The 25,409-nt window shown below is 72.1% G+C and carries 24 protein-coding genes; 14 read left to right on the forward strand and 10 right to left on the reverse strand.

What is annotated here, in order from left to right:
• Positions 1 to 118 precede the first annotated feature (118 nt).
• The 4 genes from ACZ60J_RS12990 to ACZ60J_RS13005 form a co-directional block, all read right to left on the reverse strand.
• A complete protein-coding gene (locus ACZ60J_RS12990; protein WP_469681344.1) occupies positions 119 to 577 on the reverse strand; it encodes a MaoC family dehydratase in 459 nt (152 codons plus the stop codon).
• A 91-nt stretch (positions 578 to 668) separates the two neighbouring features.
• Positions 669 to 2,258 carry an acyl-CoA synthetase gene (locus tag ACZ60J_RS12995; protein ID WP_469681346.1) on the reverse strand — a complete coding sequence of 530 codons (1,590 nt, stop codon included), beginning with the start codon at positions 2,256 to 2,258 and terminating at the stop codon, positions 669 to 671.
• Positions 2,252 to 3,157 (reverse strand): amidohydrolase family protein, encoded by a 906-nt coding sequence (locus tag ACZ60J_RS13000; protein ID WP_469681347.1) that lies wholly within the window; start codon positions 3,155 to 3,157, stop codon positions 2,252 to 2,254. The genes ACZ60J_RS12995 and ACZ60J_RS13000 overlap by 7 nt, the downstream gene beginning before the upstream one ends.
• A gap of 1 nt (position 3,158) precedes the next feature.
• A complete protein-coding gene (locus ACZ60J_RS13005; protein ID WP_469681349.1) occupies positions 3,159 to 4,070 on the reverse strand; it encodes an SDR family oxidoreductase in 912 nt (303 codons plus the stop codon).
• 181 nt (positions 4,071 to 4,251) lie between these two features.
• Between ACZ60J_RS13005 and ACZ60J_RS13010 the strand changes: the two genes are divergently transcribed.
• A complete protein-coding gene (locus ACZ60J_RS13010) occupies positions 4,252 to 4,665 on the forward strand; it encodes a MarR family winged helix-turn-helix transcriptional regulator (protein ID WP_469681351.1) in 414 nt (137 codons plus the stop codon).
• Positions 4,666 to 4,711: 46 nt separating this feature from the next.
• On the opposite strand, the gene ACZ60J_RS13015 is transcribed toward ACZ60J_RS13010, so the two are convergent.
• Positions 4,712 to 6,106 carry an NAD(P)/FAD-dependent oxidoreductase gene (locus ACZ60J_RS13015; RefSeq protein WP_469681353.1) on the reverse strand — a complete coding sequence of 465 codons (1,395 nt, stop codon included), beginning with the start codon at positions 6,104 to 6,106 and terminating at the stop codon, positions 4,712 to 4,714.
• 139 nt (positions 6,107 to 6,245) lie between these two features.
• Positions 6,246 to 6,956 carry a TetR/AcrR family transcriptional regulator gene (locus ACZ60J_RS13020; RefSeq protein WP_469681355.1) on the reverse strand — a complete coding sequence of 237 codons (711 nt, stop codon included), beginning with the start codon at positions 6,954 to 6,956 and terminating at the stop codon, positions 6,246 to 6,248.
• 95 nt (positions 6,957 to 7,051) lie between these two features.
• On the opposite strand from ACZ60J_RS13020, the gene ACZ60J_RS13025 reads away from it, so the two are divergent.
• Positions 7,052 to 8,701: an amidohydrolase gene (locus ACZ60J_RS13025; RefSeq protein WP_469681357.1), complete on the forward strand. Its 1,650-nt coding sequence runs from the start codon at positions 7,052 to 7,054 to the stop codon at positions 8,699 to 8,701.
• On the opposite strand, the gene ACZ60J_RS13030 is transcribed toward ACZ60J_RS13025, so the two are convergent.
• A complete protein-coding gene (locus tag ACZ60J_RS13030) occupies positions 8,668 to 9,804 on the reverse strand; it encodes a LacI family DNA-binding transcriptional regulator (RefSeq protein WP_469681359.1) in 1,137 nt (378 codons plus the stop codon). The two genes, ACZ60J_RS13025 and ACZ60J_RS13030, sit on opposite strands and share 34 nt — an antisense overlap.
• 131 nt (positions 9,805 to 9,935) lie before the next feature.
• On the opposite strand from ACZ60J_RS13030, the gene ACZ60J_RS13035 reads away from it, so the two are divergent.
• The 5 genes from ACZ60J_RS13035 to ACZ60J_RS13055 are packed head-to-tail and all read left to right on the forward strand — an operon-like array spanning position 9,936 to position 15,229.
• Positions 9,936 to 11,567 (forward strand): ABC transporter substrate-binding protein, encoded by a 1,632-nt coding sequence (locus ACZ60J_RS13035; protein ID WP_469681361.1) that lies wholly within the window; start codon positions 9,936 to 9,938, stop codon positions 11,565 to 11,567.
• Positions 11,564 to 12,517, forward strand: coding sequence for an ABC transporter permease (locus ACZ60J_RS13040; RefSeq protein ID WP_469681363.1), 954 nt, complete (start codon positions 11,564 to 11,566; stop codon positions 12,515 to 12,517). The genes ACZ60J_RS13035 and ACZ60J_RS13040 overlap by 4 nt, the downstream gene beginning before the upstream one ends.
• Positions 12,514 to 13,413, forward strand: coding sequence for an ABC transporter permease (locus tag ACZ60J_RS13045; protein ID WP_469681365.1), 900 nt, complete (start codon positions 12,514 to 12,516; stop codon positions 13,411 to 13,413). Before ACZ60J_RS13040 ends, ACZ60J_RS13045 begins: the two co-directional genes overlap by 4 nt.
• A gap of 5 nt (positions 13,414 to 13,418) precedes the next feature.
• Positions 13,419 to 14,414 (forward strand): ABC transporter ATP-binding protein, encoded by a 996-nt coding sequence (locus ACZ60J_RS13050; protein ID WP_469681367.1) that lies wholly within the window; start codon positions 13,419 to 13,421, stop codon positions 14,412 to 14,414.
• Positions 14,381 to 15,229 carry an ABC transporter ATP-binding protein gene (locus ACZ60J_RS13055; RefSeq protein ID WP_469681369.1) on the forward strand — a complete coding sequence of 283 codons (849 nt, stop codon included), beginning with the start codon at positions 14,381 to 14,383 and terminating at the stop codon, positions 15,227 to 15,229. The genes ACZ60J_RS13050 and ACZ60J_RS13055 overlap by 34 nt, the downstream gene beginning before the upstream one ends.
• Here the strand turns inward: ACZ60J_RS13055 and ACZ60J_RS13060 are convergent.
• A complete protein-coding gene (locus ACZ60J_RS13060; protein ID WP_469681371.1) occupies positions 15,226 to 15,612 on the reverse strand; it encodes a hypothetical protein in 387 nt (128 codons plus the stop codon). The genes ACZ60J_RS13055 and ACZ60J_RS13060 overlap by 4 nt on opposite strands.
• Before the next feature lie 49 nt (positions 15,613 to 15,661).
• Entirely contained in the window at positions 15,662 to 16,336 is a 675-nt protein-coding gene (locus ACZ60J_RS13065) for a hypothetical protein (protein WP_469681373.1), read from the reverse strand.
• Between the two features lie 970 nt (positions 16,337 to 17,306).
• Between ACZ60J_RS13065 and ACZ60J_RS13070 the strand changes: the two genes are divergently transcribed.
• From ACZ60J_RS13070 to ACZ60J_RS13100, 7 genes are all read left to right on the forward strand, one after another.
• On the forward strand, positions 17,307 to 18,542 hold the full coding sequence (locus tag ACZ60J_RS13070) for an ATP-binding protein (RefSeq protein WP_469681374.1): 1,236 nt from the start codon (positions 17,307 to 17,309) through the stop codon (positions 18,540 to 18,542).
• Positions 18,539 to 19,381 carry a roadblock/LC7 domain-containing protein gene (locus ACZ60J_RS13075; protein WP_469681376.1) on the forward strand — a complete coding sequence of 281 codons (843 nt, stop codon included), beginning with the start codon at positions 18,539 to 18,541 and terminating at the stop codon, positions 19,379 to 19,381. The genes ACZ60J_RS13070 and ACZ60J_RS13075 overlap by 4 nt, the downstream gene beginning before the upstream one ends.
• Complete coding sequence (locus ACZ60J_RS13080; protein ID WP_469681378.1) at positions 19,374 to 19,766, forward strand: DUF742 domain-containing protein; 393 nt, start codon at positions 19,374 to 19,376, stop codon at positions 19,764 to 19,766. Before ACZ60J_RS13075 ends, ACZ60J_RS13080 begins: the two co-directional genes overlap by 8 nt.
• 3 nt (positions 19,767 to 19,769) lie before the next feature.
• Positions 19,770 to 20,330 carry a GTP-binding protein gene (locus tag ACZ60J_RS13085; protein WP_469681380.1) on the forward strand — a complete coding sequence of 187 codons (561 nt, stop codon included), beginning with the start codon at positions 19,770 to 19,772 and terminating at the stop codon, positions 20,328 to 20,330.
• Positions 20,331 to 20,340: 10 nt separating this feature from the next.
• On the forward strand, positions 20,341 to 21,747 hold the full coding sequence (locus tag ACZ60J_RS13090) for a cytochrome P450 family protein (protein WP_469681382.1): 1,407 nt from the start codon (positions 20,341 to 20,343) through the stop codon (positions 21,745 to 21,747).
• A gap of 103 nt (positions 21,748 to 21,850) precedes the next feature.
• Positions 21,851 to 23,098 (forward strand): cytochrome P450, encoded by a 1,248-nt coding sequence (locus ACZ60J_RS13095; protein ID WP_469681384.1) that lies wholly within the window; start codon positions 21,851 to 21,853, stop codon positions 23,096 to 23,098.
• Positions 23,095 to 23,925 carry an enoyl-CoA hydratase/isomerase family protein gene (locus tag ACZ60J_RS13100; RefSeq protein ID WP_469681386.1) on the forward strand — a complete coding sequence of 277 codons (831 nt, stop codon included), beginning with the start codon at positions 23,095 to 23,097 and terminating at the stop codon, positions 23,923 to 23,925. The genes ACZ60J_RS13095 and ACZ60J_RS13100 overlap by 4 nt, the downstream gene beginning before the upstream one ends.
• Positions 23,926 to 23,991: 66 nt before the next feature.
• Here the strand turns inward: ACZ60J_RS13100 and ACZ60J_RS13105 are convergent, their stop codons facing one another.
• Entirely contained in the window at positions 23,992 to 25,227 is a 1,236-nt protein-coding gene (locus tag ACZ60J_RS13105; RefSeq protein WP_469681388.1) for a HEAT repeat domain-containing protein, read from the reverse strand.
• Positions 25,228 to 25,409: the final 182 nt, after the last annotated feature.

The following is a 25,409-nucleotide window of genomic DNA, read 5'->3' on the forward strand; positions in this document are numbered from 1 at the left end:
TGCGGCCGGGCAGCAGGCCCCGGAGCCCGTCCTGCTCACCCCCGGGCATGCCGAAGACCGCACGCGCGATCGGGGTCCGGCCTCGAACGCGTGCGGTCCACAGGTGCGCGGGGGACGATCAGGCGTAGTGGCGGTACACGGCCTGGGCCACGCAGGCCGGCTTGTCGCTGCCCTCGACCTCGACGGTGAACGTCAGCGGCATCTGGACGCCGTTGCCCTTGACCTCCTCCACGGTGCCGACGGCGCCGTGCAGGCGTATCTTCGCGCCGACCGGGACGGGGCTGGGGAAACGGACCTTGTCCAGGCCGTAGTTGACGCTCATCTTCGTGCCGGTGATGGTGAGGAGCTCGCCGAAGAGCGGGATGATCAGGGCGAGGGTGAGGTAGCCGTGGGCGATCGGACCGCCGAAGGGCCCGTCCTTGGCCTTCTCGGGGTCGGTGTGGATCCACTGGTGGTCGTCGGTGGCGTCGGCGAAGGTGTTCACCCGGTTCTGGGTGATGTCGAGCCAGTCGGTGCGTCCGAGGTCCGCTCCGCTGAGGGACTTGAGCTCTTCGAGGCCGTTGGCGGTGGTCTGCATGAAGGGGCCTTTCGGGGTGGTGCGGGCAGCGCTGAGCGCGGCCTGCGAGCGGGGGTTGGTTCCGTGCTGAGCGCGGTCCGTGCGCGGGGGTTCAGCGGCGGGGGTGGTCCGCGGGGCCGCCCGCGTGCGTCTCGTGCACGGCGGCCTTGACGATCTTTCCGGAGGCCGTGCGGGGCAGGGTGTCCGTGAGGACCAGGGACTTGGGGATCTTGTACTTGGCGAGCCTGCCCTGCAGGTGGCCGAGGATGCCGTGCTCGTCGGCGCGGGCTCCGGGCCTGAGGATGACGACGGCGCGGCCGACTTCGCCCCAGACCGGGTCGGGCACCCCGATGACCGCGCATTCGGCGACGGCCGGGTGGGTGAGGAGCGCGTCCTCGACCTCGGCCGGGTACACGTTCTCGCCGCCCGAGACGAACATGTCCTTGATCCGGTCGACGATGTACACGTACCCGTCGCCGTCGGTCCGGGCGACGTCGCCGGTGCGCAGCCAGTGGCCGTCGCCGCCGGCGGTGAAGGCGGCTTCGGAGTCCTCCGGGCGGCCCCAGTACCCGGTCATGACGTTGGGGCCCTGGACGAGGACCTCACCGCGCTCTCCGGGTTCGGCGTCCCGGCCGTCGGGCAGGACCACGCGGACGTCGGTGAAGAAGTGCGGCACGCCCGCGGAGCCGGCCTTGGCCGAGGTCTGCTCCCGGTCCAGGAAGAGGACTCCGGGGGACGCCTCGGTCATGCCGTAGCCCTGGCAGAAGGCGAGGCCGCGGGCGAGGTAGGTGGCGATGGTGCGTGCGGGTACGGGTGCGCCGCCGCAGTTGAGGGTGCGCAGGCTGGACAGGTCCGTCGTCGCCCAGCGGGGCCGGCCGGCCATGGCGTCGTACATCGTGGGAACGCCGAACATGTACGTCACGCGCTCGTTCTCGATGGTCTCCAGTACACGTTCGGCGTCGAAGGCACCGAGCAGCACCAGCCGGCCGCCCTTGAGGAGGGTGGGCAGGCAGGTCATGTTGAGGCCGCCGGTGTGGAACAGGGGGGCGACGACCAGGGTCACCTCGTCGCCGGTGAGGTCGGTGTCCACGAGGACGTTGACGCTGTTCCAGATGATGTTGGCGTGGGAGAGGACGGCGCCCTTGGGGCGGCCCGTGGTCCCGGAGGTGTACATGATCATGCAGGTGTCCTGCGGTGCCACGGTCTCGTCCAGGGGTGCGGCGGCGCCGCCCGCGAGGAACTCCTCGTAGCCGAGGACACCCTCTTCGGGCCCGCCCGGCCCGCCGGGTCCGTCGAGCGCGTCCGGTCCGTCGAGCGCGATCCGGTGCCGCACTGCTGCCTCGTCGGCCGCAGCGCGTGCGGCCCGGGCCTGCTCCGGCGCGTGGACGAGGACGACACTGCCCGAGTCGGACAGGTTGTAGGCCAGTTCCGGGGCGGCGAGCCGGGTGTTGAGCGGGACGAAGACGGCCCCGAGGACGCCGGCGGCGAACAGCGTCTCCAGGAAGGCGGGATGGTTGGGGCCGAGGTAGGCGATCCGGTCCCCCCGGGCCACGCCCAGTTCCCGCAGGGCGTGGGCGAGGCGCAGGACGCGCTGGTGGAGCTCGCGGTAGGTCCGGGAGCGGCCCTCGTGGACGAGGGCGACCCGGTCCGGGGTCTTGCGGGCCCGGCGCGCGGGCCACGAGCCGATGCCTTGGTTCAGCACGACGACTCCCTCGGTTCCTTGAGGAGGCCGAGCAGGCGGGCCGCGTTCTCCTTGAGGATCTTCGGCCGGACCTCGGGCTTGATGTCGAGCTCCGCGAAGTCGGCCAGCCACCGGTCGGGGGTGATCACGGGGTAGTCGGAACCGAAGAGGACCTTGTCCTTGAGGAGGGTGTTGGCGTAGCGGACGAGCTGCGGCGGGAAGTACTTCGGGGACCAGCCGGACAGGTCGATGTACACGTGCGGCTTGTGGGTGGCCACCGCCAGGGCCTCGTCCTGCCACGGGAAGGACGGATGGGCGAGGATGATCCGCAGGTCGGGGAAGTCCACGGCCACGTCGTCGACCAGCATGGGGTCGGAGTACTTCAGCCGGATGCCGCCGCCGCCCGGGACGCCCGCGCCGATGCCGGTCTGGCCGGTGTGGAAGAGGGCGGGTACGCCGAGTTCCTCGATGGCCTCGTACAGGGGGTAGGCGAGCGGGTCGTTCGGGGCGAACGCCTGGATGCTGGGGTGGAACTTGAAGCCGCGGACGCCGTGTTCCTCCACCAGCCGCCGCGCCTCGCGCACTCCCGCACGGCCCTTGTGCGGGTCGATGCTCGCGAACGGGATGAGCACGTCCGGGTGGGCGGCGCAGCTCTCCGCGATCTCCTCGTTGGCGATCCGGGGATGCCCCGTGGCGTGTTCGGCGTCGACGGTGAACACCACGGCGGCCATGCGGCGTTCGCGGTAGTGGGCGGCCATCTCCTCGATGGTCGGCTGCCGGTGGCCGTGGGCCTTGAAGTACTTCTCGGAGGCGCCGAACAGTTCGGGACTCAGCGCCCCGCGGCCGTCCTTGGAGATTTCGGCGTGCGTGTGCACGTCGATGGCGGTCAGCCGGTCCAGGTCGAGCGTGAGGTCACCCATGTCACGCCACCGGAGCCTGGGGGGCCGCAATGCCGTAGGTCTCCGCCTCGGCTCCTACGCCGCCCGGCCAGAGGGCGGCGATCATGTCGGCGCTCCACCCTCCGTCGGCGAAGGCGACCGCCTTCTCCTTGGGGTGCGCCCACAGGGCCAGCCGGTCGCCGCCGATGCCGATCGCCTGCCCGGTCACCCCGTCGGAGGCGTCCGAGGCCAGGAAGGTGATCAGGCCGGCGACGTCCTCGACGGTGCCGAGGCCCTCGTCCTTGCGCAGCCAGTCGGGCAGGGGGCTGCCCGTGCGCTCGGCTTCCTCGATGGCCGGCGCGAAGGCCGGGATGGTCTTGGTCATCTCGGTGGCGGCGACGGGGACGACGGCGTTGACGGTGATGCCGGCGCGGCCCAGCTCCATGGCCCAGGTGCGGGCCATGGAGACGACGCCCGCCTTCGCGGCGGCGTAGTTGGTCTGGCCGAAGTTGCCGCGCTGTCCGGCGGGCGAGGAGATGAGGACGAGCCGGCCGCCGGTGCCCTGCTCCCGCATGCGGACGGCGGCCGCGCGGGCGCAGGTGAAGGTGCCGCGCAGGTGTACGCGGACGACGTCGTCGAAGTCCTCGTCGGTCATCTTCCACAGCACGCGGTCGCGCAGGATGCCGGCGTTGGTGACGAGCACGTCCAGGCGCCCGTACTCCCGCACCGCCGTGTCCACCAGCTCCTCGGCCGCCGCACTGTCGCCCACCGCCGCCACGACTCCGGCCGCCCTGCCGCCGGCGGCGGTGATCGCGGCGACGGCGGCGTCGACCGCGTCCCGGTCGACGTCGTTGACGACGACGGCGGCTCCGGCCGCGGCGAGGGCCTGGGCGTACGCCAGCCCGAGGCCGCGCCCGCTTCCGGTGACGACGGCGACTTTCCCGTGCAGATCCATGGAGGGTGCCTTTCATGAGCAGTTGGGGGGGAAGTCGACAGCGCGGCAGAGCCGGGATCGACAGGAATCCTGATGAACCCAGTGTGGGTAATCAACAGGATTCCTGTCAATGCTCTAGGGTGGTGCGTACGTGCCGCCGCTCCGGCGGCACCCAACGGGCCGTCACCACAGGAGGACGAACGTGAGCACCTCGCTGCTCTACCTGGTCAAGAGGACGGAGCTGGCGGTACGGGCCCGCCTGGACGAGCTGCTCAAGCCCGCCGGCATCACGGCGCTGCAGTACACCGCACTCACCGTGCTGGAGCGGCACGAGGGCATTTCCGCCGCACAGCTCGCCCGCGACTCCTTCGTCACCGCCCAGACCATGGCCGACATGGTCCGGGCCCTGGAGAGCCACGGCCTGATCCGCCGCGAACCCAACCCCGCCAACCGCCGCGAGCGCCTCATCCTGCTCGCCGACGCGGGACGCCGGCTGCTCGACCAGTACGCCGAGCCGGCTCGCGCGCTCGAACGGCGCATGGTCGCCGACCTGACCTCCGAGGAGGTCGAGCAGTTCCGGGAGGCGCTGAACCGCACGTGGCGTTCCCTCGCCTGACGGAGCGCACGCCGGCCCGGACGGGCGGCAGTGCCGCAGTGGAGCGTCAGCTGTCGAAGCCGAGACCGAAGCGGTCGAGGCTGCGCAGCCAGAGGTTGCGGCGGCCCTCGTCGAGGTCGGCGCGCGCCATGGACCACTTGGTGATGCCGATGCCGAGGGACCGGACGGGCTCGGGCGGGAACGGCAGGGGCTTGCGGCGGACCATTTCCAGGTCGGTGCGCTCGGTGCGCTCGCCCGCCAGGAGGTCGAGCATCACCTCGGCGCCGAAGCGGGTGGCGCCGACGCCGAGGCCGGTGAACCCGGCGGCGTAGGAGACCTTCCCGTGGTGACTCGTGTCAAAGAAGACGCAGAAGCGGGTGCTGGTGTCGATGGCTCCGCCCCAGCTGTGGGTGAAGCGCACGCCCTCCAGCTGCGGGAACGTCGTGAAGAAGTGGCGGGCGAGGGTGGCGAAGGTCTCGGGCCGCCGGTCGTGTTCGGCGCGGACGCGCCCGCGGTAGTGGTAGACGGCGTCGTATCCGCCCCACAGGATGCGGTTGTCCGCGGAGAGCCGGACGTAGTGGAACTGGTTCGCGCTGTCCGCGAAGCCCTGGCGCCGCGTCCAGCCGACCGAGGCGAGCTGCTCCGCGGTCAGCGGCTCGGTCATCAGCGCGTAGTCGTACACGGGGACGGTGTACGGGCGATGGCGCCGCACCAGGGAGGGGTAGGCGTTGGTGGCGAGCGCGACGCGACGTGCGGTGATCCGGCCGTAGGGGGTACGGACACCCATCACGGTTCCGTGCTCGGTCAGCGAGGCGGCGGGAGTGTGCTCGTACATCCGGACGCCCAGGGCGAGAGCGGCCTTCTTGAGTCCCCAGGCGAGCCCGGCCGGGTTGACCATGGCGACGTCGGTCCTGTTCCACAGGCCGCCGAGGAAGGTCGGGGAGTCGATCTCGGCCCGGACGGCCTCGCCGTCGAGCAGGACCGGCTTGCCCCCGTAGCGGGCGGCGGCTTCGGCTTCTTCCGCGAGGCCGGCGAGCTGGTACGGCTCGGTGGCCACCACGATGGAGCCGGTGCGCTCCCAGTCGCAGTCGATCCCGTACCGCTCCACGGCGTCCTCGATGGCCTGGAGGTTCTCCCGCCCGAGGCGTTCCAGGAGGTCGATCTCCCCCGGCCAGCGCTGGAGGCCGTTGTGCAGGCCGTGGGTGAGGCTGGACTCGCAGAAGCCGCCGTTGCGGCCGGAGGCGGCGCCGCCGGCCTCGTCCGCCTCGATGAGCACCACCTCGGCGGAGGGGTCGCGCTCCTTGGCGAGGAGGGCGGTCCACAGACCGGTGTAGCCGCCGCCGACGACGAGCAGGTCGCAGGTGGTCTCGCCGACGAGGGCGGGGGCGGCCCGGGGGCGGCGGGGGTCGTCGAGCCAGAAGGGGCGGGGCTCGGCGTCCCTGAGCGAGGTGAGGTGGTCCATGGGGGTTCCTTCGGATCGCGGAGGCGCCCGCGCACGGACCCTCCGAGGTGCCGCCCATGAGACCCTTCGGCACGTGCCAAGGTCAATGGTGTTGACATAAGCCCCGCGCCGCCGGGCGTCGGCGGCCGTAGGCCGCCGGTCAGCCGCCGTCCGCCGCCGGGCGGAGCGCCTCCACCGCGCCGAGCATCAGCTCCAGCGCGAAGGGGTAGCCGCTGTCGCGCATGTCGGCCGCGAGCAGCGGGAAGGTCGCCGCGATGTTCGGGTGGGTCTCGGGCGACAGCCTGCCGTACACCGCGTGCCAGACCTCCTCGTCCGCTTCCCGCGCCGCCTCCGGCAGGGCGCTCGCGGCTGCGTCCTGGGCGGCGAAGGCCAGGGCCTGGTCGACGAAGGCGTGGTAGATCCGCACCGAGAGGGCGTCCGGGAAACCCCCCGCCCGCAGGATGCCGAGGATCGTCTCGACCGCCCGGGTCTCGTGGGCGCGCCCCGTCGTCCGGTGGGCCGTGAGGAGCGCGGCCTGGGGGTTGGACTGGTAGGAGGCGTGGATGCGCAGCCCGATGGCACGCAGATCGGTCCGCCAGTCACCGGTGGCCGACCAGCCCTCCTGCGCCCGCCCGATCAGCTCGTCGGACAGGGCGAGGAGCAGGGCGTCGGTGTTGCGGAAGTAGCGGTAGAGGGCGCTGGGATCCGCACCGAGCGCCGCGCCGAGCCTGCGCGCCGAGAGCGCCGCCGCGCCGTGCTGCGCGACCAGGCGCAGGGCCGTGTCGATGATCAGGCGTTCCGAGAGCACGGCGCCCTGCTTGGTCGGCCGGTGACGCCGGCGCCCGCCTTCTGAAATCACTCGTTCGACCATGGCCGGACCTTACGTCAACACCATTGACGTGTAAACGGCCGTCCCGCTTCCATGTCCCCACCAACCAACCGTCGCCTCACGTACTGGAGCTCCGTATGGACAAGGCCGATCTGGTCTTCACCCGCGGCCCCGTCTTCACCGTCGATCCGGCCCGCACCCGGGCGAGCTCGCTCGCCGTCGTCGGCGACCGGATCGCGGCCGTCGGACACGACGAGGTCCGGGAGCTCATCGGCCCCCGCACCGAGGTCGTGGACCTGACGGGCAAGCTGCTGATCCCCGGGTTCCAGGACTCCCACATCCACGCCGTCTACGGCGGTACGGAGCTGGCCGAATGCGATCTGACGGGCACGGTCGGCGTCGCCGAGTACCTGACCCGGATCCGGGCCTACGCGGACGCCCACCCGGACCATGCGTGGATCACCGGCGGCGGCTGGTCGATGGAGAGCTTCGACGGCGGACTGCCCACGCGGCAGCTGCTGGACTCCGTACTCCCGGACCGGCCGGTGTTCCTCGTCAACCGGGACCACCACGGCGCCTGGGCCAACACCCGGGCGCTCGAACTCGCCGGCATCACCGCCGGGACCCCCGACCCGGCCGACGGCCGGATCGAACGGGAACCGGACGGCGGTCCCAGCGGAGTGCTCCAGGAGGGCGCCACCGCACTGGTCTCCCGCCTGGTGCCCGCGAGCACCCCCGCCGACCGGCTGGCCGGCCTCCTGCGGGCCCAGGAACTGCTGCACTCGCTCGGCATCACCGGCTGGCAGGACGCGCTGCTCGGCGTGTTCGGCGGCAAGCCCGATCCCTCGGACGCCTACCTGAGCGCCGCCCGGGACGGCTCGCTCACCGCCCGGGTGACCGGCGCGCTCTGGTGGGACCGGGAGCGGGGCGCCGAGCAGATCGAGGAACTGGTCGCGCTGCGGGACAAGCTGAGCCACGGCCGCTTCCGGGCCGGTTCCGTGAAGATCATGCAGGACGGGATCGCCGAGAACTTCACGGCCGCCATGACCGCTCCGTACCTGGACGGCTGCGGCTGCGCGACGGCCAACACGGGCCTCAGCTTCGTGGAACCGATGGCGCTGCGCGGATACGCCACCGCACTCGACGCCCTCGACTTCCAGATCCACTTCCACGCCCTGGGCGACCGGGCCGTCCGCGAGGCCCTCGACGCCCTCGAGGCCGCGGTCGCCGCCAACGGCCCGCGCGGCAACCGGCATCACCTCGCGCACCTCCAGGTCGTGCACCCCGAGGACCTCCCCCGCTTCGCCCGGCTCGGCGCCATCGCCAACATCCAGCCGCTCTGGGCCGCACACGAACCGCAGATGGACGAGCTGACCATCCCCTTCCTCGGCCCCGAACGCGCCGCCTGGCAGTACCCCTTCGGGGATCTGCTGCGGGCCGGCGCCACGCTGGCCGCCGGGAGCGACTGGCCCGTCAGCAGCCCCGACCCCCTGGCGGGCATCCACGTCGCCGTCAACCGCAAGGCCCCCCAGGAGGAAGAAGGGGGCGGGGCCGGGGACCGCGTCTTCCTGCCCGAACAGCGCCTCGACCTCGCGACCGCACTGGCCTCCTACACGGCCGGCTCCGCGCACGTGAACGGCCTCGACGACGCGGGCAGCCTGCGCGCCGGGCACCTGGCCGACCTGGTCGTGCTGGACCGCGACATCTTCGCCGGCCCCCCGGAGGAGATCGCCGCGGCCAGGGTGGAGCGGACCTACGTCGGCGGCAGGCTCGTCCACTCCGCCTGAGACCGTGGCACCGGCCGAGGGTCCGCCGCGGCCCGGGAGTCCGCCGCCGGAGGGCGCCGCACCGAGGAGGCCCGTACGTCGAGCCGCGTCGGCACGAGCACCCCGGCCGCTTCCCGGCGCCCGTCCTCCAGGACCGCCACGAGGAGTTCGATGCCGGCCTCCGCGACCGCGTCGGGCCGCATGCTCAGCGTCGTCACCGGTGGTGCGGTGTGCTCCGCCGTCACGTCCTCGCTCACGCAGACGAGGAGCAGGTCGCCGGGCACCTCGTACCCCTGGCGGCGGGCCGCCTCCAGGACGAGGGGCGGGCTGGCCTCGGCCATCACGAAGAGGGCGTCGGGGCGTACCCCCTCCCCGTCACCCGCCAGGGCGGTCTCGACCGCCCGTACGACCGGCCCGTTGCCCCGGTCCTCGGCGATGACGATCCGCTCGGCCACGCCGTGCGCGGCGCACCAGTCGCCGTAGGCGGCGAGCACCCCGGCGTGGAACCGGGTGGCTCCGTCGGGCAGCACCAGGGCGGGCCTCCGGGCCCCTTGTTCCAGGAGGTGGTCCATGGCCGCGCACACGGCCGGTCCGGGTTCGACGTCCACCCAGTACGCCCCCGGCCGCCCCTCGACGGAGCGGTCGCTGAACACCGGGATCCGGGCGGCGATCAGATCGTCGAGGACCGGGTCGTCGGTGACGGGGTCGGCCACGACCACCGCGTCGAGCGGCAGGCCGGCCCACTCGCTCTGCAGGGAGCCGGCGGGCAGGAGCACCACGGCGTAGCCGCGCTTCAGCGCGGTCGCGGCGGTGGCTCCGGTCAGCCGGGCGAAGTAGGGAGATTCCAGGAAGGACCACGGCGTGTCGGCGAGCTCCCCGACCATGTACCCGATCAGCCGGGCCCGCCCCGTGCGCAGCTGGCGCGCCGTGGCGTTGGGCCGGTAGCCCATGGCGCGTGCGGTATCGCGCGCCTTCTGCCGTACCTCGTCGGAGAGCCGTCCGGTGCCGTTGAGCGCCGCCGAGACGGTCGTCTTGGACAGGCCGGCCTCGCGGGCCACGTCGACGAGCCGGATGCGTCGGGCGGGCTGGGAGGCGGCCCCGTCATGCCCTGAAAGATCGGTCATGGGGTCGATGCTGCCACCCCCGCGACCTGTGCAAAACCGTTCCCGCAAACCCTTGTGCGGGAACGTTCCCGCATCAATACTCGCTCCATCCCCCAGCGCCCGTCACTACACCCGTAAAGGGGTGGGTCTGCATGCGCACGCCCAGGATCATCACGCTCCTCGCCTGTACCACCGCCCTCGCGGCCACCAGCGCCTGTTCCGGCGCCTCGCCCGACCGGTCCGCCGACGCCGGCGGCTACAAGATCACCGCCACCTCGCCGCCGGCACAGGGCTCCCTGGAGTCCTTCACCTGGTCCCTGTACGCCGAGCCGTACACGCTCGACTACGCCCTCGCGTACGACTACCCGCCGAACACGGTCCTCGCGAACGTCTGCGACCAGCTCCTGCGGGTCACGCCCGACGGGAAGATCGAACCCGGTCTCGCGGTCAAGTACGCCCAGCCCGATCCGAAGACCCTGGTGTACACCCTGCGGCCCGGCGTGAAGTTCCACGACGGGACGACCATGACGGCCGACGACGTGGTCGCGTCCCTGGGCCGCCACCGGGACCCGGAGACCGGATCGCCCTGGGCCTCGGCGTTCAAGAACGTCGCCGCCGTCGAGAAGACCGGCCCCCTGGAGGTGACGCTCCGGCTCTCCCGGCCGGACGTCCTCCTGCACGAGCTGATGGCCGCCTCCCCCGGCACCGTCGAGAGCGCTGCCACCCTGGCCAAGGCCGGCAAGGACTACGGAACCCCGAAGGGCACGGTCAACTGCACCGGCCCGTTCGCCCTCGACAAGTGGACCCAGGGCGAGAGCATCACCCTCAAGAAGAACGCCGACTACTGGGACCGGTCGCTGGCCCCCAAGTCCGACGGGGTGAAGTTCACCTTCATCGAGGACGTCGCCGCCCGGTCCAACGCCTTCCTCTCGGGCACGGCCGACGGCGGGTACATGGTGCCCTCCTCCTCCTTCGCCAAGCTGCGCGCCAGCGGCAAGGGGAGCCTGCTGTTCGGCCCCAACAACGCCTCGTCCAACCTGGCCGTCCTCAACTTCGCGGGCACGCTCGGCGACCTCAAGGTCCGCCAGGCCCTGTCCCTGGCCCTCGACCGGAAGAACATCGTCAAGGCCGCCGCCGGCGGCGTCGGCGTACCGGCCAAGGCCCCCGCCGCACGCGGCGCCTGGGCGCTGGCCCCGGAGAAGACGGCCGCGCTCTACGACACGCTGCCCGAGCCGGTGTACGACGTCGCAGCGGCGAAGAAGCTCGTCCAGGAGGCGGGAGCTACCGGCCGCACCGTCGTCCTGGCCACCAGCACGCTGGCCCCGGAGATCAGCGTCGTCGCCAACGCCGTCCAGGCCGCGGGCCGCCAGATCGGCCTCGACGTCCAGCTCAAGCCCGTCGCCCCGGAGGCGTACAGCGGCATCTTCGTCGACCCGAACGCGCGCGCCGGCCTCGACCTGGTCATCACCAGCGGATACGACAACACCCCCGACCCGCTGGAGTTCTACCAGTACCTGCGCACCGGCGACTTCGGGAACTACGGGAACTGGACGAACAAGGAGTACGACGCCGTCTTCGACTGGGCCAACGCGGAGCCCGACCCCTCCGCGCGCGCCGAGCGGACCGCCGAGCTCCAGCGGATCGCGCTGCGTGAACTGCCCGTCATCCCCGTGTACGAGGCCCCGTACTCGGTCTTCCTCGGCAGCCGGATCACCGGCGCGCCGACCGGGATCGTGCACCTCTACTACCCGTGGGCCGCGAAGATCGGGGCACCGAAGAAATGACCCGCTACCTCGTCGGACGGCTCCTCGGCCTGGTGACGGTGCTGTTCGTGACCTCCCTCGTGGTCTTCGGCTCCCTCCACCTGGCCCCCGGCGACCCGGTGTCGTTCCTGCTCCACGGCCGCCCCGCGACCCCCGAGGCCGTGGCGGCCCTGCGCTCCCAGTACCACCTGGACGACCCGCTGCCCGTGCAGTACGTGAAGTGGCTCGGCGGCGTCCTGCAGGGCGACTTCGGCCGCTCCGGGCAGTACCACCAGGACGTCACCGAGCTCATCGGCTCCCGGCTGCCCGGCACCGCCGTGCTCGTCGGGTACGCGGCCCTGCTGGTCGCCGTCCTCGGCGTGTCGGCCGGCATCCTCGCCGCGCTGCGCCCGGGCCCGCTGGACCGCGCGGTGCTCCTCGGCACCGGCGTGGCCACGGCGACCCCCTCGTTCGTCACCGCCATCGCCCTCGTGTCGCTCTTCTCCGTCCAGCTGGGCTGGTTCCCGGGACCGGGCGGCACCCCGGTGGGCTTCCCGGACCGGCTGTACCACCTGACGCTGCCGGCCTTCGCCCTGGCGCTGACCTTCGCCGGTCTGCTCGCCCGGGTGACCCGCTCGGCGATGCTCGACGAACTCGGCCGCGAACACGTCGAGGTGGCGCGCGCCCGCGGTGTCGCCTCGCGGGCCGTGGTCCGCAAGCACGTGCTGCGCAACGCCCTGGGCCCGGTCGTCACCGTCGGCGGCACGATGCTCGCCGGACTGCTCATCAGCACCTCGATCGTGGAGACGGCCTTCGACGTGCCCGGGCTCGGCTCCCTGCTCGTGCAGTCGGTGTCCGCCAAGGACTTCGCCGTCGTCCAGGCGATCACGCTGCTCAGCGTGGCGGCCTTCGTCCTGGTGAACTTCGCCGTCGACCTGCTCGCCCCCCTCATCGACCCCCGGCTGTCCCTCCGGGGGGAAGGCTCCCCATGACCCTCACCACACCCTCCGCGGCCTCCCCGCCCGGCGCGGCGCCCACGCCGCTGCGCCGCCGACCTGGCCTGCGTCTCCTGCGCCGGCTCGGCCAGGGTCCGATGTTCACGGCCTCGGTCGCGGTGCTCGCCGTGCTCGTCCTGGTCGCCGTCCTCGCCCCCGTCCTCTCCCCGTACGACCCCGAGGTCCTCGACCTCGCCTCGCCGCTGGCCGGAACCACCGGCGAGCACCTGCTCGGCACCGACCAGTCCGGGCGGGACATCCTGTCCCGGCTGCTCCACGGCGCCCGCACCGGTCTGCTCGGGCCGCTGCTCGTCGTCGCGGTCTCCACCCTCCTGGGCACCCTGCTCGGTGTCGTGGCGGCCTGGCGCGGCGGCTGGGCGGACTCGGTCCTGTCCCGCTCCATGGACATGGCCTTCGCGATCCCCGGCCTGCTGCTCGCGATCCTGCTCGTGTCCGTCGTCGGCGCCGGCATGACCGCACCGGTGATCGCCATGGCGGTGGCCTACACCCCGTACGTGGGACGGCTGGTGCGCGGGATCGCGCGCCAGGAGAAGGCCCGCCCGTACATCGAGTCCTACCGCGTGCAGGGCTTCCCGGGCTGGAACGTGTGCCTGCGCCACCTGCTGCCGAACATCGCCCCGACCGTCTTCGCCCAGTCCGCGATGAACTTCGGGTACGCGCTGATGGACCTGGCCGCGCTCTCCTTCCTCGGCTTCGGCGTGCAACCGCCGACCGCCGACTGGGGAGCCATGATCAACGAGGGCCAGGCGGCCGTCCAGCAAGGGGCGATGCTCCCCGCGCTGGCCCCCTCGGCGTGCATCGTGCTCGCCGTGGTGGCGTTCGGCATCGTCGGCGAGGGACTCGCCGACCGGATCGCGAGGCGGGAACGGTGAACACCATGACCGAGGAGAAGACACCGGCCGGCGGCCCGCCCGTCCTGGAGATCGACGGGCTCGGCATCCGCCTGCCGGACGGCAAGGCGGCCCGGCCGATCCTGGACGGGGTCAGCCTGCGGGTCATGCCCGGCGAGACGGTCGGCCTGGTCGGCGAATCCGGCTCCGGCAAGTCGGTGGCCTGCCGCAGCGTCCTCGGGCTGCTGCCCGCCGGCGCCCGCACCAGCGGACAGGTCCGCGTCGCGGGCCGGGACGTGCTCACCATGAACCGCTCCCAGCGGACCGAACTGCGCTCCAGGCAGGCCGCGATGGTCTTCCAGGACCCGCGTGCCTCCGTCAACCCCCTGCGCCGGGTCGGCGACTTCCTCACCGAGGGACTGCGCGCGGCCGGTACCCCCGCCGCCGAGGCAACCGCCCGGGCCGAGGAACTCCTGGACGCGGTCGGCATCCGCGACCCGCGGGGCGCGCTGCGCCGCCGACCGCACGAGTTCTCCGGCGGCATGCTCCAGCGCGTGGTCATCGCCGCGGCGCTCGCGGCCGAACCGGCCCTGCTCGTGGCCGACGAGCCGACCACGGCCCTGGACGTCACGACCCAGGCCGAGATCATCACGATCCTCACCCGGCTGCGGGCCGAGCGCGGCACGGGCCTCCTCTTCGTCACCCACGACCTCGAACTGGCCTCCGCCATCTGCGACCGCGTGTACGTGATGTACGCGGGCCGGATCGTCGAGACCCGCGGCACGGACGAGCTCTTCGACCGGCCGCGCCATCCGTACACGGCGGGGCTGCTCGCCTGCACCCCGCGCATCGAGCGGGGCTCACCGGCCCCCCGGCCGATCCCCGGTCGCCCCGTCTCCCTCTCCGAGGCGCCGCCCGGCTGCGCCTTCGCCGCACGCTGCGCCCACGCGCTGCCGCGCTGCTCCGAGGAGACACCCGTACTTGCGCGGTACGGCGACGGGCTCGCCGCATGCCACCGCGCCGACGAAGGGATCACGCTGTGACCACCGGAACCGTCGCGACGCAGGAACTCGTCGTCGAGGGGCTGTCCAAGCGGTACGGGAACCACGCGGCGGTCGACGACGTGTCCTTCACCCTGGCACCGGGCACCTGCCTCGCCCTCGTCGGGGAGTCCGGCAGCGGCAAGACCACGACGGCCCGCATGCTCGTCGGCCTGGAGCGCCCGGACGCCGGCACCGTACGCCTCGGCGGCCGGGACCGCTCGGCTCGGGTCCGCTCCCGGGCCGAGCGGCTCTCCCGGGCCCGGGAGATCCAGATGGTCTTCCAGGACCCGTACCTGTCGCTGGACCCGCGGGTCACGGCGGCCGGATGCGTGGACGAGGTCCTACGGCTCCACACCCGGCTGGACACCGCCGCGCGCGGGGCCCGGGTCGCCGAGCTCCTGGAGCAGGTCGGGCTCGGCGGGCGCGAGGCCTCGGCCCTGCCCCGGCGCCTCTCCGGCGGGCAGCGCCAGCGCGTGGCCATCGCGCGCGCCCTCGCGGTGGAGCCCAGCGTCCTCGTCCTCGACGAGGCGGTCGCGGCGCTCGACGTCTCCATCCAGGCGCAGATCCTCGAACTGCTCTCCACGATCCGCCGCGAGGCGGGCATCGGCTATCTCTTCGTCACCCACGATCTGGCGGTGGTCCGGCACATCGCGGACGAGGTGCTGGTGCTCAAGTCGGGCAGGGTCGTGGAATCGGGCCCGACGGGCCGCGTCCTGGACGCACCGCACCACCCGTACACGCGCCTGCTGCTCGACTCCGTGCCCCGGCGCGGCTGGGATCCGGCACGTTCGGCTGATCGGCAAGGCACCCTCTAGGGGGTTCCTCCCGGGCTGCGCCGGCGGGCCCGTACCCGGCGCAGCAGGCGCGTGCCGCCGTAGCCGAGCAGCCAGGGCAGCACCGTGATGCCCCCGACGTACACGGCCAGGTAGCCGAGGAACTCGTACAGCTGCTCCGGCGCTTCCACGGCGCCGTCGACCCGTACCGGGCGTTCCCAGCGGCTCAGCGGGAAGGTCATGACGGACGCCGAGGTCAGCACCGGGACCAGGGGGACCAGCACCGACCACAGCCGCGCGCGGGGGCCGGGCGCGGAGGCGCACCACGCCCCCAGGGCGGCCATGACGAACGGCCCGAACGGCACCCACAGCACCGCCGGGAACAGCAGCAGCACCCACCACTCGTCCGAGTACCCGAACATCATCGGCGCCCCCTGGTGTCGTCCGATCCGCCCCTGATGGTGAACAGACGCTCTAGGCCAGGTGGTTCAGGAGCCAGGTGACCTGGGCGCCGGGGATGAGGAGGCCGTTCGGGTCCGTGGGGGCCGTGGTGGTGTCGTCGAAGTCGGCGTCGGCGTCGCTCGGGGCGGCGGGGGCGCCGGGGTCCGCGGAGGCGTTGCCGGTGGTGAGCCCGAGCCGCTTGGGGATCTGCGGCCGGCCGGTGCGGCCGTCCGGGTCCGTGTGGTCCTGCGGTGCGGGCGCCGTTCCGTTGAAGGAGAAGTACGTGCCCGTCCGGTGGTCCTCCCGGCGGCGCTCCATGCCGGCGAGGGCGTGGCGGACCGCCAGGGCTCCCCTGGCTATGCCGCCCGCGGCGAGGGGGGCGTCGCCCGTCTGCTCGGCCGCCGTGCGGCGGAGGGCTTCCACGACCGTGTTCGCCAGGTCGGCCAGGGGGGCGGCGCCGTCGTCGAAGCCGAGCAGGACCAGGTCGTGGCCGCGGGCGCGCAGCGCCTCGCCGAAGGAGTCCGGGGTCGAGTAGAGCCGTGCCCGCAGTGCGGCCAGGTCCGTCGCCCCCGGTCCTGCCTTGCTGGCCAGGAGGAGCGGCTTGAGGATGCCCCGCGCGCTCGCAGGGCGTATCCACGCGGTTCCGCCGTCGAGCTTCCACTCCTGATCCCAGGCCTGGTTCGGGTTCGGGTTCGGGTTCGGTGCCATGAGTCCTCCAGGGGCGGGTTCGGATCCGTGGTCGCCTCGCGTCGGCGCTCGGCCCAAGAGAACCGGCACGCCCGCGGCGGGGGAAGAGCGAAATCGCGCCGTCAGGCCGAGAGTCGATCACGGGCGGCCCTGTCGCCCGGCGAGGGGCGTCTCCTGCGAGAACGACCCCGTATGCGCAGTCGGCGCCTGCGATCGGAGCCCTCCGCGGGGGCCGTCGGCAGATCGGAACGACCCTGTGCGTTTCGGTGTTTTCGGCCATCGTTCGCCACTCAACAATTTGTGTCGGGGGCCGGTGGAGAACGACTCCGCCATTGCATTGCCGTTGCTCGATCCGACACCTCTTATGCGCCCCTGTACGCGCGCCGCCGCACCTCTCGGTTGTGTTGTGCGGCCGCCCGGTCTCCCTCAAGTCCGGCAGTTCCCGGGCGATACGGGAGACACCGTGGGCGCCCTTCGTTTCGGCGGGGATCGCCTTCCGGTTCACAGAGCCGGCCGCCCCCTCTATCCCGGATCCCGTGCCCCGATACCCGATCCCGATGAGATGTCGATATATGGGGGCAAACTCTTACATTCGCCCAGCACCGATCGGCCTGGACCCCTCTGCCACGGGCCCTTCCGGGGCGGACTGATGTGAGAGATCGCCACTCCTCTCGTGAAGAACTCCTTAACGGACGGGTGGCGCGGGGTGTGGCCGATGGCCGATGCGGGGGGATCGAAAGGCCATGTCAACCCCGCCCGGTGTCACTCCGGTTGGGCGGATGGGGCGCCAAAGCGGGCGTCCGGGGGGCCGAAGATCCGGTGATAGCATCCCCGCATCTGTGATCTTGGTTCATTTTGACGCAGATGCTGATTTGGATCGGCGGCATGATCACCGCGCATCACCGGGTGAACCGTGCCGATCAGCTGTGTTGCGGGGCCTCGCGAGGTGTATCTGCAGCCGTCCGCATGGCACGCGCCGGGAAAGGTTTCCATGAATCGAGACGCACTTGTGTGGTGCCTGGTTGCGGTGGCGGCGATAGCCGTGGTCGCGGTCGTGGCACTCGTCGCCCGCAACAGAGCGCTGGGGGCGAAGAAGGAACACACCGAGGCCGAACTCAGGCACCAACTGCTCGCGTCGGACAGCCACCTGCACGCGTCGCGCGCCGAACTGCACAGGTTCCGCAGCGAGCAGGACGCCACGCTCCGCGAGGCCAAGGAAGCGGCCGAGGAGAACACCAAGGCGGTCCTCAAGGGTGCCGCCAGCCTCCTGCAGAGCCTCGCCGCCGAACAGACGACCCTCCTGGACGGCATCCAGCGCAAGTACGGCGGACACACCGTGCTGAGCGACCTGTTGGACGTCAACCACGCCAACGCCCAGATGGCGCGCAAGGCTCAGGGCATCGCCGTCATGTGCGGTGCGCCGCTCGGCCGCCGCAACAGGCCCGCCAGCGTCTACGACGTGGTGCGCAGCGCCCAGGGCCAGATCCGCAACTTCCACCGCGTCGCCATCATGCAGCAGACCAGTCTGGCGCTGAAGGCGTCCGCGGTCGCGCCCGTCGCCCTCGCCGTGGCGGAGCTGCTCGACAACGCGGCCAGCTTCTCGCAGCACGACGCGCCGATCGAGGTGACGTTCCAGCGCGTCCAGAACAACCTGTGCATCGTCATCGACGACGCCGGCGTCAGCATGAACGACGAAGAGCGGCAGCGGGCGACCGCGCTGCTCTCCGGCGAGGTCGCCCCCCGTCTCTCGCAGCTCGGGACCCAGCCGAAGTTCGGCTTCCCCGTCATCGGCCTGATCGCGCGTCAGCACGGTTTCAAGGTCGACGTCACCGGAGTCTCCCGGTACGGCGGCGTCCGGGCCGTCGTCCTCCTGCCCGAGGAGCTGTGGACCATGGAGGAGATCCCGCCCGTCCAGGAGGCCCCGGTCAGCGAGATCCGGCGGGCCGCCGAGAACCGGGCGTCGCAGAGCGCGCCTTCGCAGGGCCCGGCGCCGCAGAGCACCGTGCCGCACACCGCGACGGCCCGCACGATGCACGGGCTTCCCAAGCGCGGTGCGCGTCAGGCACCCATCGCGAGCGTCCCCGATCCCGACGCCACCGCCCCGGCGCCACGGATCTCGGGAGAGACGGGCCGTGCCTCCGGGCGCAGCCTGGGCGCCTTCCAGCGCGGCACGCTCTCCGGCCGCAACCTTGACGCCACCTCGTTCGAAGGGCCCGAAGAGGCATGACCGCAGACCTGTCGTGGATGCTCGAGGACATCGTGCACAACGTGCCCCGTGCACGGCACGCCGTCCTGCTGTCCGCTGACGGCCTTCCTCGCGGCGCGACCGAAGGCCTGGCCGAGAAGGACGTACGCACCATCTCCGCGGCCATGGCCGGGATGCAGTCGCTCAGCCGGGCGACGGCCCACTTCGCCGGACCGGAGGAGGACCGGCAGTGGAACCAGACCATCATCGAGTTCTCGCACGGCTGGAGCTTCCTGATCGGGGCGGGGCAGGGCTCGTACCTCGCCGCCGCGGCCGCGCCCGATGTGGACATGCAGCAGATCTCCTTCCGCATGCACCGTCTCGTCGCCCGGCTGGGCAACAACCTCACCTCGCCGCCGCGGGTGCACACCGAGGACGCCGGAGGGCCGCGCGGGAACGTACCCCGGCAGCCGGGCCCGGGTGACTCGGGCTTCGTGCTCGGCGAGCTCGACCGGGTGATGGCGGAGGTGAAGGGGGCCCGCCACGCCGTGCTGCTGGGATCGGACGGTCTTCCCCGCGGGGCGACCAACGGGATGAGCCGCGACCTCGCGGACACGATCTCGGCGGCCATGACGGGCATCCACGCCTACAGCCGGGTCACTTCCCAGTTCGCGGGGGTCACCGAGGACGCGGAATGGCGTCAGACGGTCATCGAGTTCCAGCACGGCTGGATCTTCCTGATGGCGGCCGGCCCCGATGCCTTCCTGGCTGCCGCTGCCGAACACGACTGCGACATCGAGCAGTTCACGACGCGTCTGCACGAGGTGGTTCCCAGACTGACCGCTGCGGCGACACCGGGGAAGGTGGCCGGCCATGCCTGAAGGTCTCGGACACGACGACGGTCTGGAACTGACGTCCCCCTTAGTCCCCCTCTTCGTGATCACGAACGGGCGGGCGCTGCCCCCGGACCACGAGTACGAGCACACGACGCTGGTGACGGCGGCGGCGGACATCGGACAGGTGGCGGCGCGCACGCTGTCCCCGGAGGCGGGCCGGGTCATGGACCTGGTCGCGAACGGCTACCTGTCCGTGGCCGAGGTGGCGGGACACACGCACCTGCCCCTGGGCGTCGTCCGCATCCTGCTGGCGCAGTTGGAGGAGGACGAGCTCATCCTCGCGAGGACACCGATACCGCGCGCCGAACGTGTCGACAGAGAACTGGTCAGCGCCGTGCTCGAAGGCCTGAAGAATCGATTCGGAGCGTAACGCGTGTACCTGGATCCAGATGTCTCCCATGCGGTGAAGATCCTCATCGTGGGGCATTTCGGGGTCGGCAAGACCACCTGCATCGGCAGCCTCTCGGAGATCGAGCCCCTGCGGACCGAGGAGGAGATCACCGAAGCCAGCGTGGGTTTCGATGATCTGTCGGGCACGCCCGACAAGACGACCACCACCGTCGCCATGGACTTCGGCCGGCTGACCCTGAGCGACACCCTGGTCCTCTACCTCTTCGGAACGCCCGGCCAGGAGCGCTTCAAGGAGATGTGGGAGGAGCTGTCCCGGGGTGCTCTGGGCGCGCTGGTCCTCGTCGACCCGGAGCGCCTGCACGAGTCCTTCCCCGTCCTGGACCTCGTCGAGCGTTTCGGCCTGACGTACGCCATCGCCGTGAACCACTTCGAGGGCACCACGCACTACCCGCTCGACGAGGTGCACGAGGCCCTGAACCTCAGCGCCGAGACCCCCGTCGTGGAGTGCGACGTACGGGACGAGAACTCCTCCGCGCGGGCCCTCATCACCCTCGTGACACACCTCATGTCCCAACTCGGCTAGGAGCGCAGGAATGCAACAGCCACGCGACCCCCACGAGATACCCCCCGGCTGCCCCGCGCACGGGAACGTCCAGATGTACGGTCCTTCGTTCGGAGCCGACCCCGAAGGCCACTACGCGCAGCTGCGTGCGTACGGCCCCAGCGCGCCCGTGGACATCGCCCCCGACGTCCAGGTCGAGCTCGTCACGAGCTACGACGCCGCGCTGTACGTCCTGCAGAACCCCGCCTCCTTCGTGCGCGACTCCCGCCGCTGGAACGCCCTGAACGAGGGCCGCGTCCCGGCGGACAGCCCGGCGCTGCCCATGATGGGGTACCGCCCCAACGCGCTCTTCAGTGACGGTGCGGCACATGCCCGTCTGCGCAGGGCCGTTACGGACAGTCTCGCCACGGTCAACGAGCACCAGCTCATCCGGCAGACGCAGCAGTCCGCCAACTACCTGATCAGTCAGTTCAGTACGGACATCCGCGGGCATGCGGAGCTGATGGCCGAGTACGCCCAGCCGCTGCCCCTGCTGGTCTTCAGCGAACTGTTCGGCTGCCCGCCCGAGATCGGCGACCGCGTGATCGCCGGCATCAGCGGCATCTTCGAGGGCACCCCCGGGGCCGACGAGGTGCTGGGCGGGGCGCTCACCGAGCTGATCGCCCTCAAGCGGCGGCGGCCGACGGACGATCTGACGACGCGCCTGATGGAGCACTCGGCGGAGCTGACCGACGAAGAGGTGCTGCACCAGCTGGTCACCCTGCTCTCCGGGGGCACCGCGCCGCTGACCGCCGCCATCGGCACCAGCAGCGCCCTGTACCTCGGGGACGAGTGGCAGCTCGGGCTCCCGGTCGAGGACGCGGTCTCCCAGGCCCTCTGGAACTTCGCGCCGATCTCCAACTACGCGGCCCACTACCCGACGCACGACGTCGAGATCGGCGGCCGGGTGATCCGGGCGAACGACCCGATCCTCGTGTCGTTCGCCGCCGCCAACACCGACCCGAAGCTGACCGAGCACCGCGAACAGCTCAGCGCCAAGGCGCATTTGGCCTTCGGGGCGGGCCCGCACGCCTGCCCCGCCAAGGACCCGGCCTTCATGATCGCCGTGACGGCCGTCGAGGCGCTGCTCAACCAGCTCCACGACGTCGAGCTGCGCGTCCCGTTCAAGACGCTCACGTGGGCGCCGAGCCCGTGGAGCCGTTCGCTGGTCACCCTGCCGATCCGCTTCACTCCGAAGGCCGTTGCCCATGCGGCCGGGGCATCCGGTTCGGCCGGGGCGTCGTCCGGGACGCACGCCTCGTACACCTCGCACGCGCCGAACGCCGAGCAGGCGGCCCAGCCCCAGCCGGCCGCGGCCGCGCCCGCGCCCTCCGATGCCGCGCCGCGGCCCAAGGGCGGCCTGTTCAGCCGCTTCCTGGCCTGGACCAGAGGCGAATGAGGAATATGTGATTCTAGTCTCCTCCTGAGTACCCGCCGGTAACGGATGCCCTAACGATCATGCGGGTACGGATGCCGGCTGGTTCTCAGAAAGGAGCCGCCATATGGGCGTTGCCCTCACTCCGGCGTACGACCGTCGGGCGTCCGCCTCCCTCTTCTCCCGCCTCCGCACGGCCAGAGGGCAGGCGGACCCCTTCCCGGTCTACGACGAACTCCTCGCCCGCGGCGAGGTGGTGCCCGCCCCCTGGGGCGGGTTCGCCGTGACGGGCTTCGCCGCCTGCGACCAGATCCTGCGCAACCGTCAATGGCTCGAGCCCGACAAGGCGTGGCGGGAACGCCAGGGGCCCGGGACGCGCTGGAACGCTCCCTCCTCGCGCGAGATGGGCAACACCCTCGCCGCGCTCAACCCCCCGGACCACACCAAGGTCCGCCGGGCGGCCGGCTCGTTCGACCGGGGCACCGTGGAGCGCATGGGCCGCACCGTGAAGCGGACCGCGGGTCAGCTCCTCGATGCCTTCACCGAGCGAATACGCACCGGCGAGGCGGACTTCTCGCAACTCGTCTGCGAGGAACTGCCGGTTGCCACCATAGGTGAATGGCTCGGACTGCCGCGGGCCGACTGGCCGCGGCTCCGGGAGCTGACGCACGACCAGGTGTTCACCCAGGAACTGCTGCCGTCGGCCAGCCAGCTGGCCCTGTCCGATGCGGCCACGGCGGAACTCCGTACGTACTTCATGGAACTGGTGCGCGATCGGCGCTCCCACCCCGGAGACGACCCCGTCACCCGGTGGATCCGGACCTGGGATTCGATCGAGCCCGACCGGGACAAGGCCGACGAGGCCGTCTACTTCCTGGTGCTGTTCGTCCTGCTGGCCGCCCTGGAGACCACCGCGACCCTCCTCTCCACGATGGCGCTGCGGCTCGTCGAGAGCCCGGACCGCTGGGCCATGGTCGCCGACAACCCCGACCTCGTGCCCGGGTTCGTGGAGGAGACCCTCCGCTACGACCCTCCCACCCACGTGATCAGCCGGGTCGCCTCCCGGGACTGCGTGATCGGGGGCTTCGAGATCCGCCGCGACGAGATGGTCCATCTCATGATCGGAGCGGCCCACCGGGACCCGGCCAGGCACGCCGACCCCGGCCGGTTCGATCCCGAACGCTCCGCCGACCACCTCGCGTTCAGCGGCGGCATCCACTACTGCCTCGGCGCACCGCTGGCCCGCATGGAAGCCCAGACCCTGCTCCACCAGCTGGTCCGCCGCCTCCCCCGCCTCACCCTCGTACGCCCCCCGTCGATGGCGCCCCGCGTGGCGTTCCGACGACTCCTGAACCTGGACGTAGCAGTCGCATGACCGACCCGACCCCCATCCCCTCCCCCCTCTCCCCCTTCGCCCTCCTCTCCCCCCTCCATGCGCCCGCCCAGGTCCGGACCGCTCCCAAGGCGATCAGCACCGAGCAGGACGGTCCCGTACTGCATGTCCGCCTCAACCCCTGGGGGCAGGACGACACCTTGGGCACCGCGGTCCTGGACGATCTCACGGGCCTGCTCGACGATCTGCACGAGAGACCCGACGTCCGGATCCTGACGCTGTCGTCAGCGGGTCCGGACTTCTGCCTGGGCGCCGACCGGGGCGAGTACCAGGAGGCGTTGACCGCCGATCCGTCCGGAGTGGGCCTGCGGCGCATCGCCGACAAGGCGCACCGCCTGTGCCAGGCCCTGGAGAACACCCACGCGGTCACCATCGCCCGGCTGCACGGGCGGGTCATCGGCGCGGGGCTCGCCCTCGCCGCCTTCTGTGATCTGCGCGCCGGCGCCGACACCAGCCGCTTCCGCATGCCGGAGGTCGGCATCGGGCTGCCGCCGGCGTGGGGCGGGGCGATGGGACGCCTGGTCTCCGAGATCGGCGCCCCCAGGATTCGCGAGCTGATGCTCACCTGCGACGTCTTCGATGCCGCCACGGCCCACCGGATCGGCCTGCTCCACCGGACCGCCCCGATCGACGAGCTGGACCAGGTGATCGACGCCTGGACGAGACCGCTCGTGCGGCGCTCCCCCGAAGCGCTCGTCCTGACCAAACGCATGCTGGCAGGCTACGCGCGGGCGGACCGGACGGCGGACGTCTCCCTGCTCGACTCCCACCTCCTGGCGGCCAGTCTCCACCGGCACACACTGGGCTGATCCCACCGCGAGCCGAGGTACCCGGCCACCCCCCTGCCGGGCCGGCACCTCGGCGGGAGCCGCTCGTCACGGACCGCCCTGCCCGATCCGTTCGAGGACCTCCGTGTAGACGGACCGCCGGTCGGGCCGGGCGTGGTCGGCGGCACGCCGGAGGGCCGGCACCGCCGGGGCGCCCATGACGACGAGTCCCTCGGCCGCGGCCCTGCGGACGACGGGGTGTGAGTGCTCCAGGAGACCGGTCACCGCGGGGATCGCGGGGGCCCAGGTCGCGTGGCAGAGGGTCCGGATCGCCGCGCGCACCAGGTCCGGCTGGGGGTCGTCCAGCAGGATCGAGGTGTGGTGGAGATGGGTCTGACGGTCCAGCACGGCCCGTGAGGTCCGGTGCGCGTGCAGGCGGACCTTGGGCCTGGGGTGGTGCAGCAAGGTGCGGATCAGCTCCCGCAGGCCGGGGTCGGGGTCCGGGTCCGGGCCGGTGTGCTCCTCGGCAATGCGCGTGAGTGCTCGGCGTACCTGTACGGGGTCGCCCGTACGGGCCAGGTCGAGCAGCTGCTGCCGGGAGGGGGGCGGGGCCGCCGCCGTGGAGGCGGCCGGGCCGCGGTCGCGGAGCGCCGCCAGCGCGTCGGCGTCCCGGTGCACGGTGTCCGGGCGGCGCAGCGGACCGTCCACGAGGTTCAGGGCGTCGGCGAGGGCGTCCCGTCCTTCGGCGCGCAGCCGCCGGCAGGTCCGCGTCAGCGCGGGCGTGCGCAACAGGGGTCTCCTGCCGAGCAGTTCGAGGAACCCCCAGGCGCCGGCGTCGAGGCGGTCCGCGAGCCGCTCCGCCAGCACGTCGGCGGGGACCCGTCCCAGTGCCTGCCCGGCCGCGGAGCTGCCGGCCGGCGGATCGTGCTCCCACCACTCGAGCAGCAGCGGGACCAGCGGCTCCAGGTCCGACGGGCCGAGCCCGCTCGCCACGAGGGCGACCCTGTCGTGCAGGATCCCGTCCCCGCGGAGTTCTTCCCCGTCGATCGCGCTCAGGGCGCGGGCCAGGCCGTCGCCGACGGGTACGTCGACGCTCCCCCGGAGGAACGCGCGGAGCACGGCGAGCCGGCACTCGGGCTCGGGCCATGTGAGGAGCGCGCGGGCCGCGGTGTGCCGGCGCTCCGGCGCAGGTGCCTCCAGCATGGCCAGCAGCCGGTCCCGCAAGGCCGCCGAACGGGGCTGGTCCAGGTCGTCGCCGCGCACGGTCCGCGGGTGGGGTGCCTTGGCGCGGGCCGTTTCGGCGATGGTCCACGGGGGTGCGTCGAGGGGCTGGATCTCCGTCATCCAGTCGACGAGGGCGACGCGGACCTCGGGTCCGGCCGAGGCGTGGACTTCGATCAGCGCGGCCAGACGGTCCCGGGAGCCTTGGCCTTGGCCTTGGCCTTGGCCTTGGCCTTGGCCTTGGCCTTGGCCTTGGCCTTGGCCTTGGCCTTGGCCTTGGCCTTGGCCTTGGCCTTGGCCTTGGT

Source organism: Streptomyces sp. NPDC104226 (genome assembly GCF_055584085.1).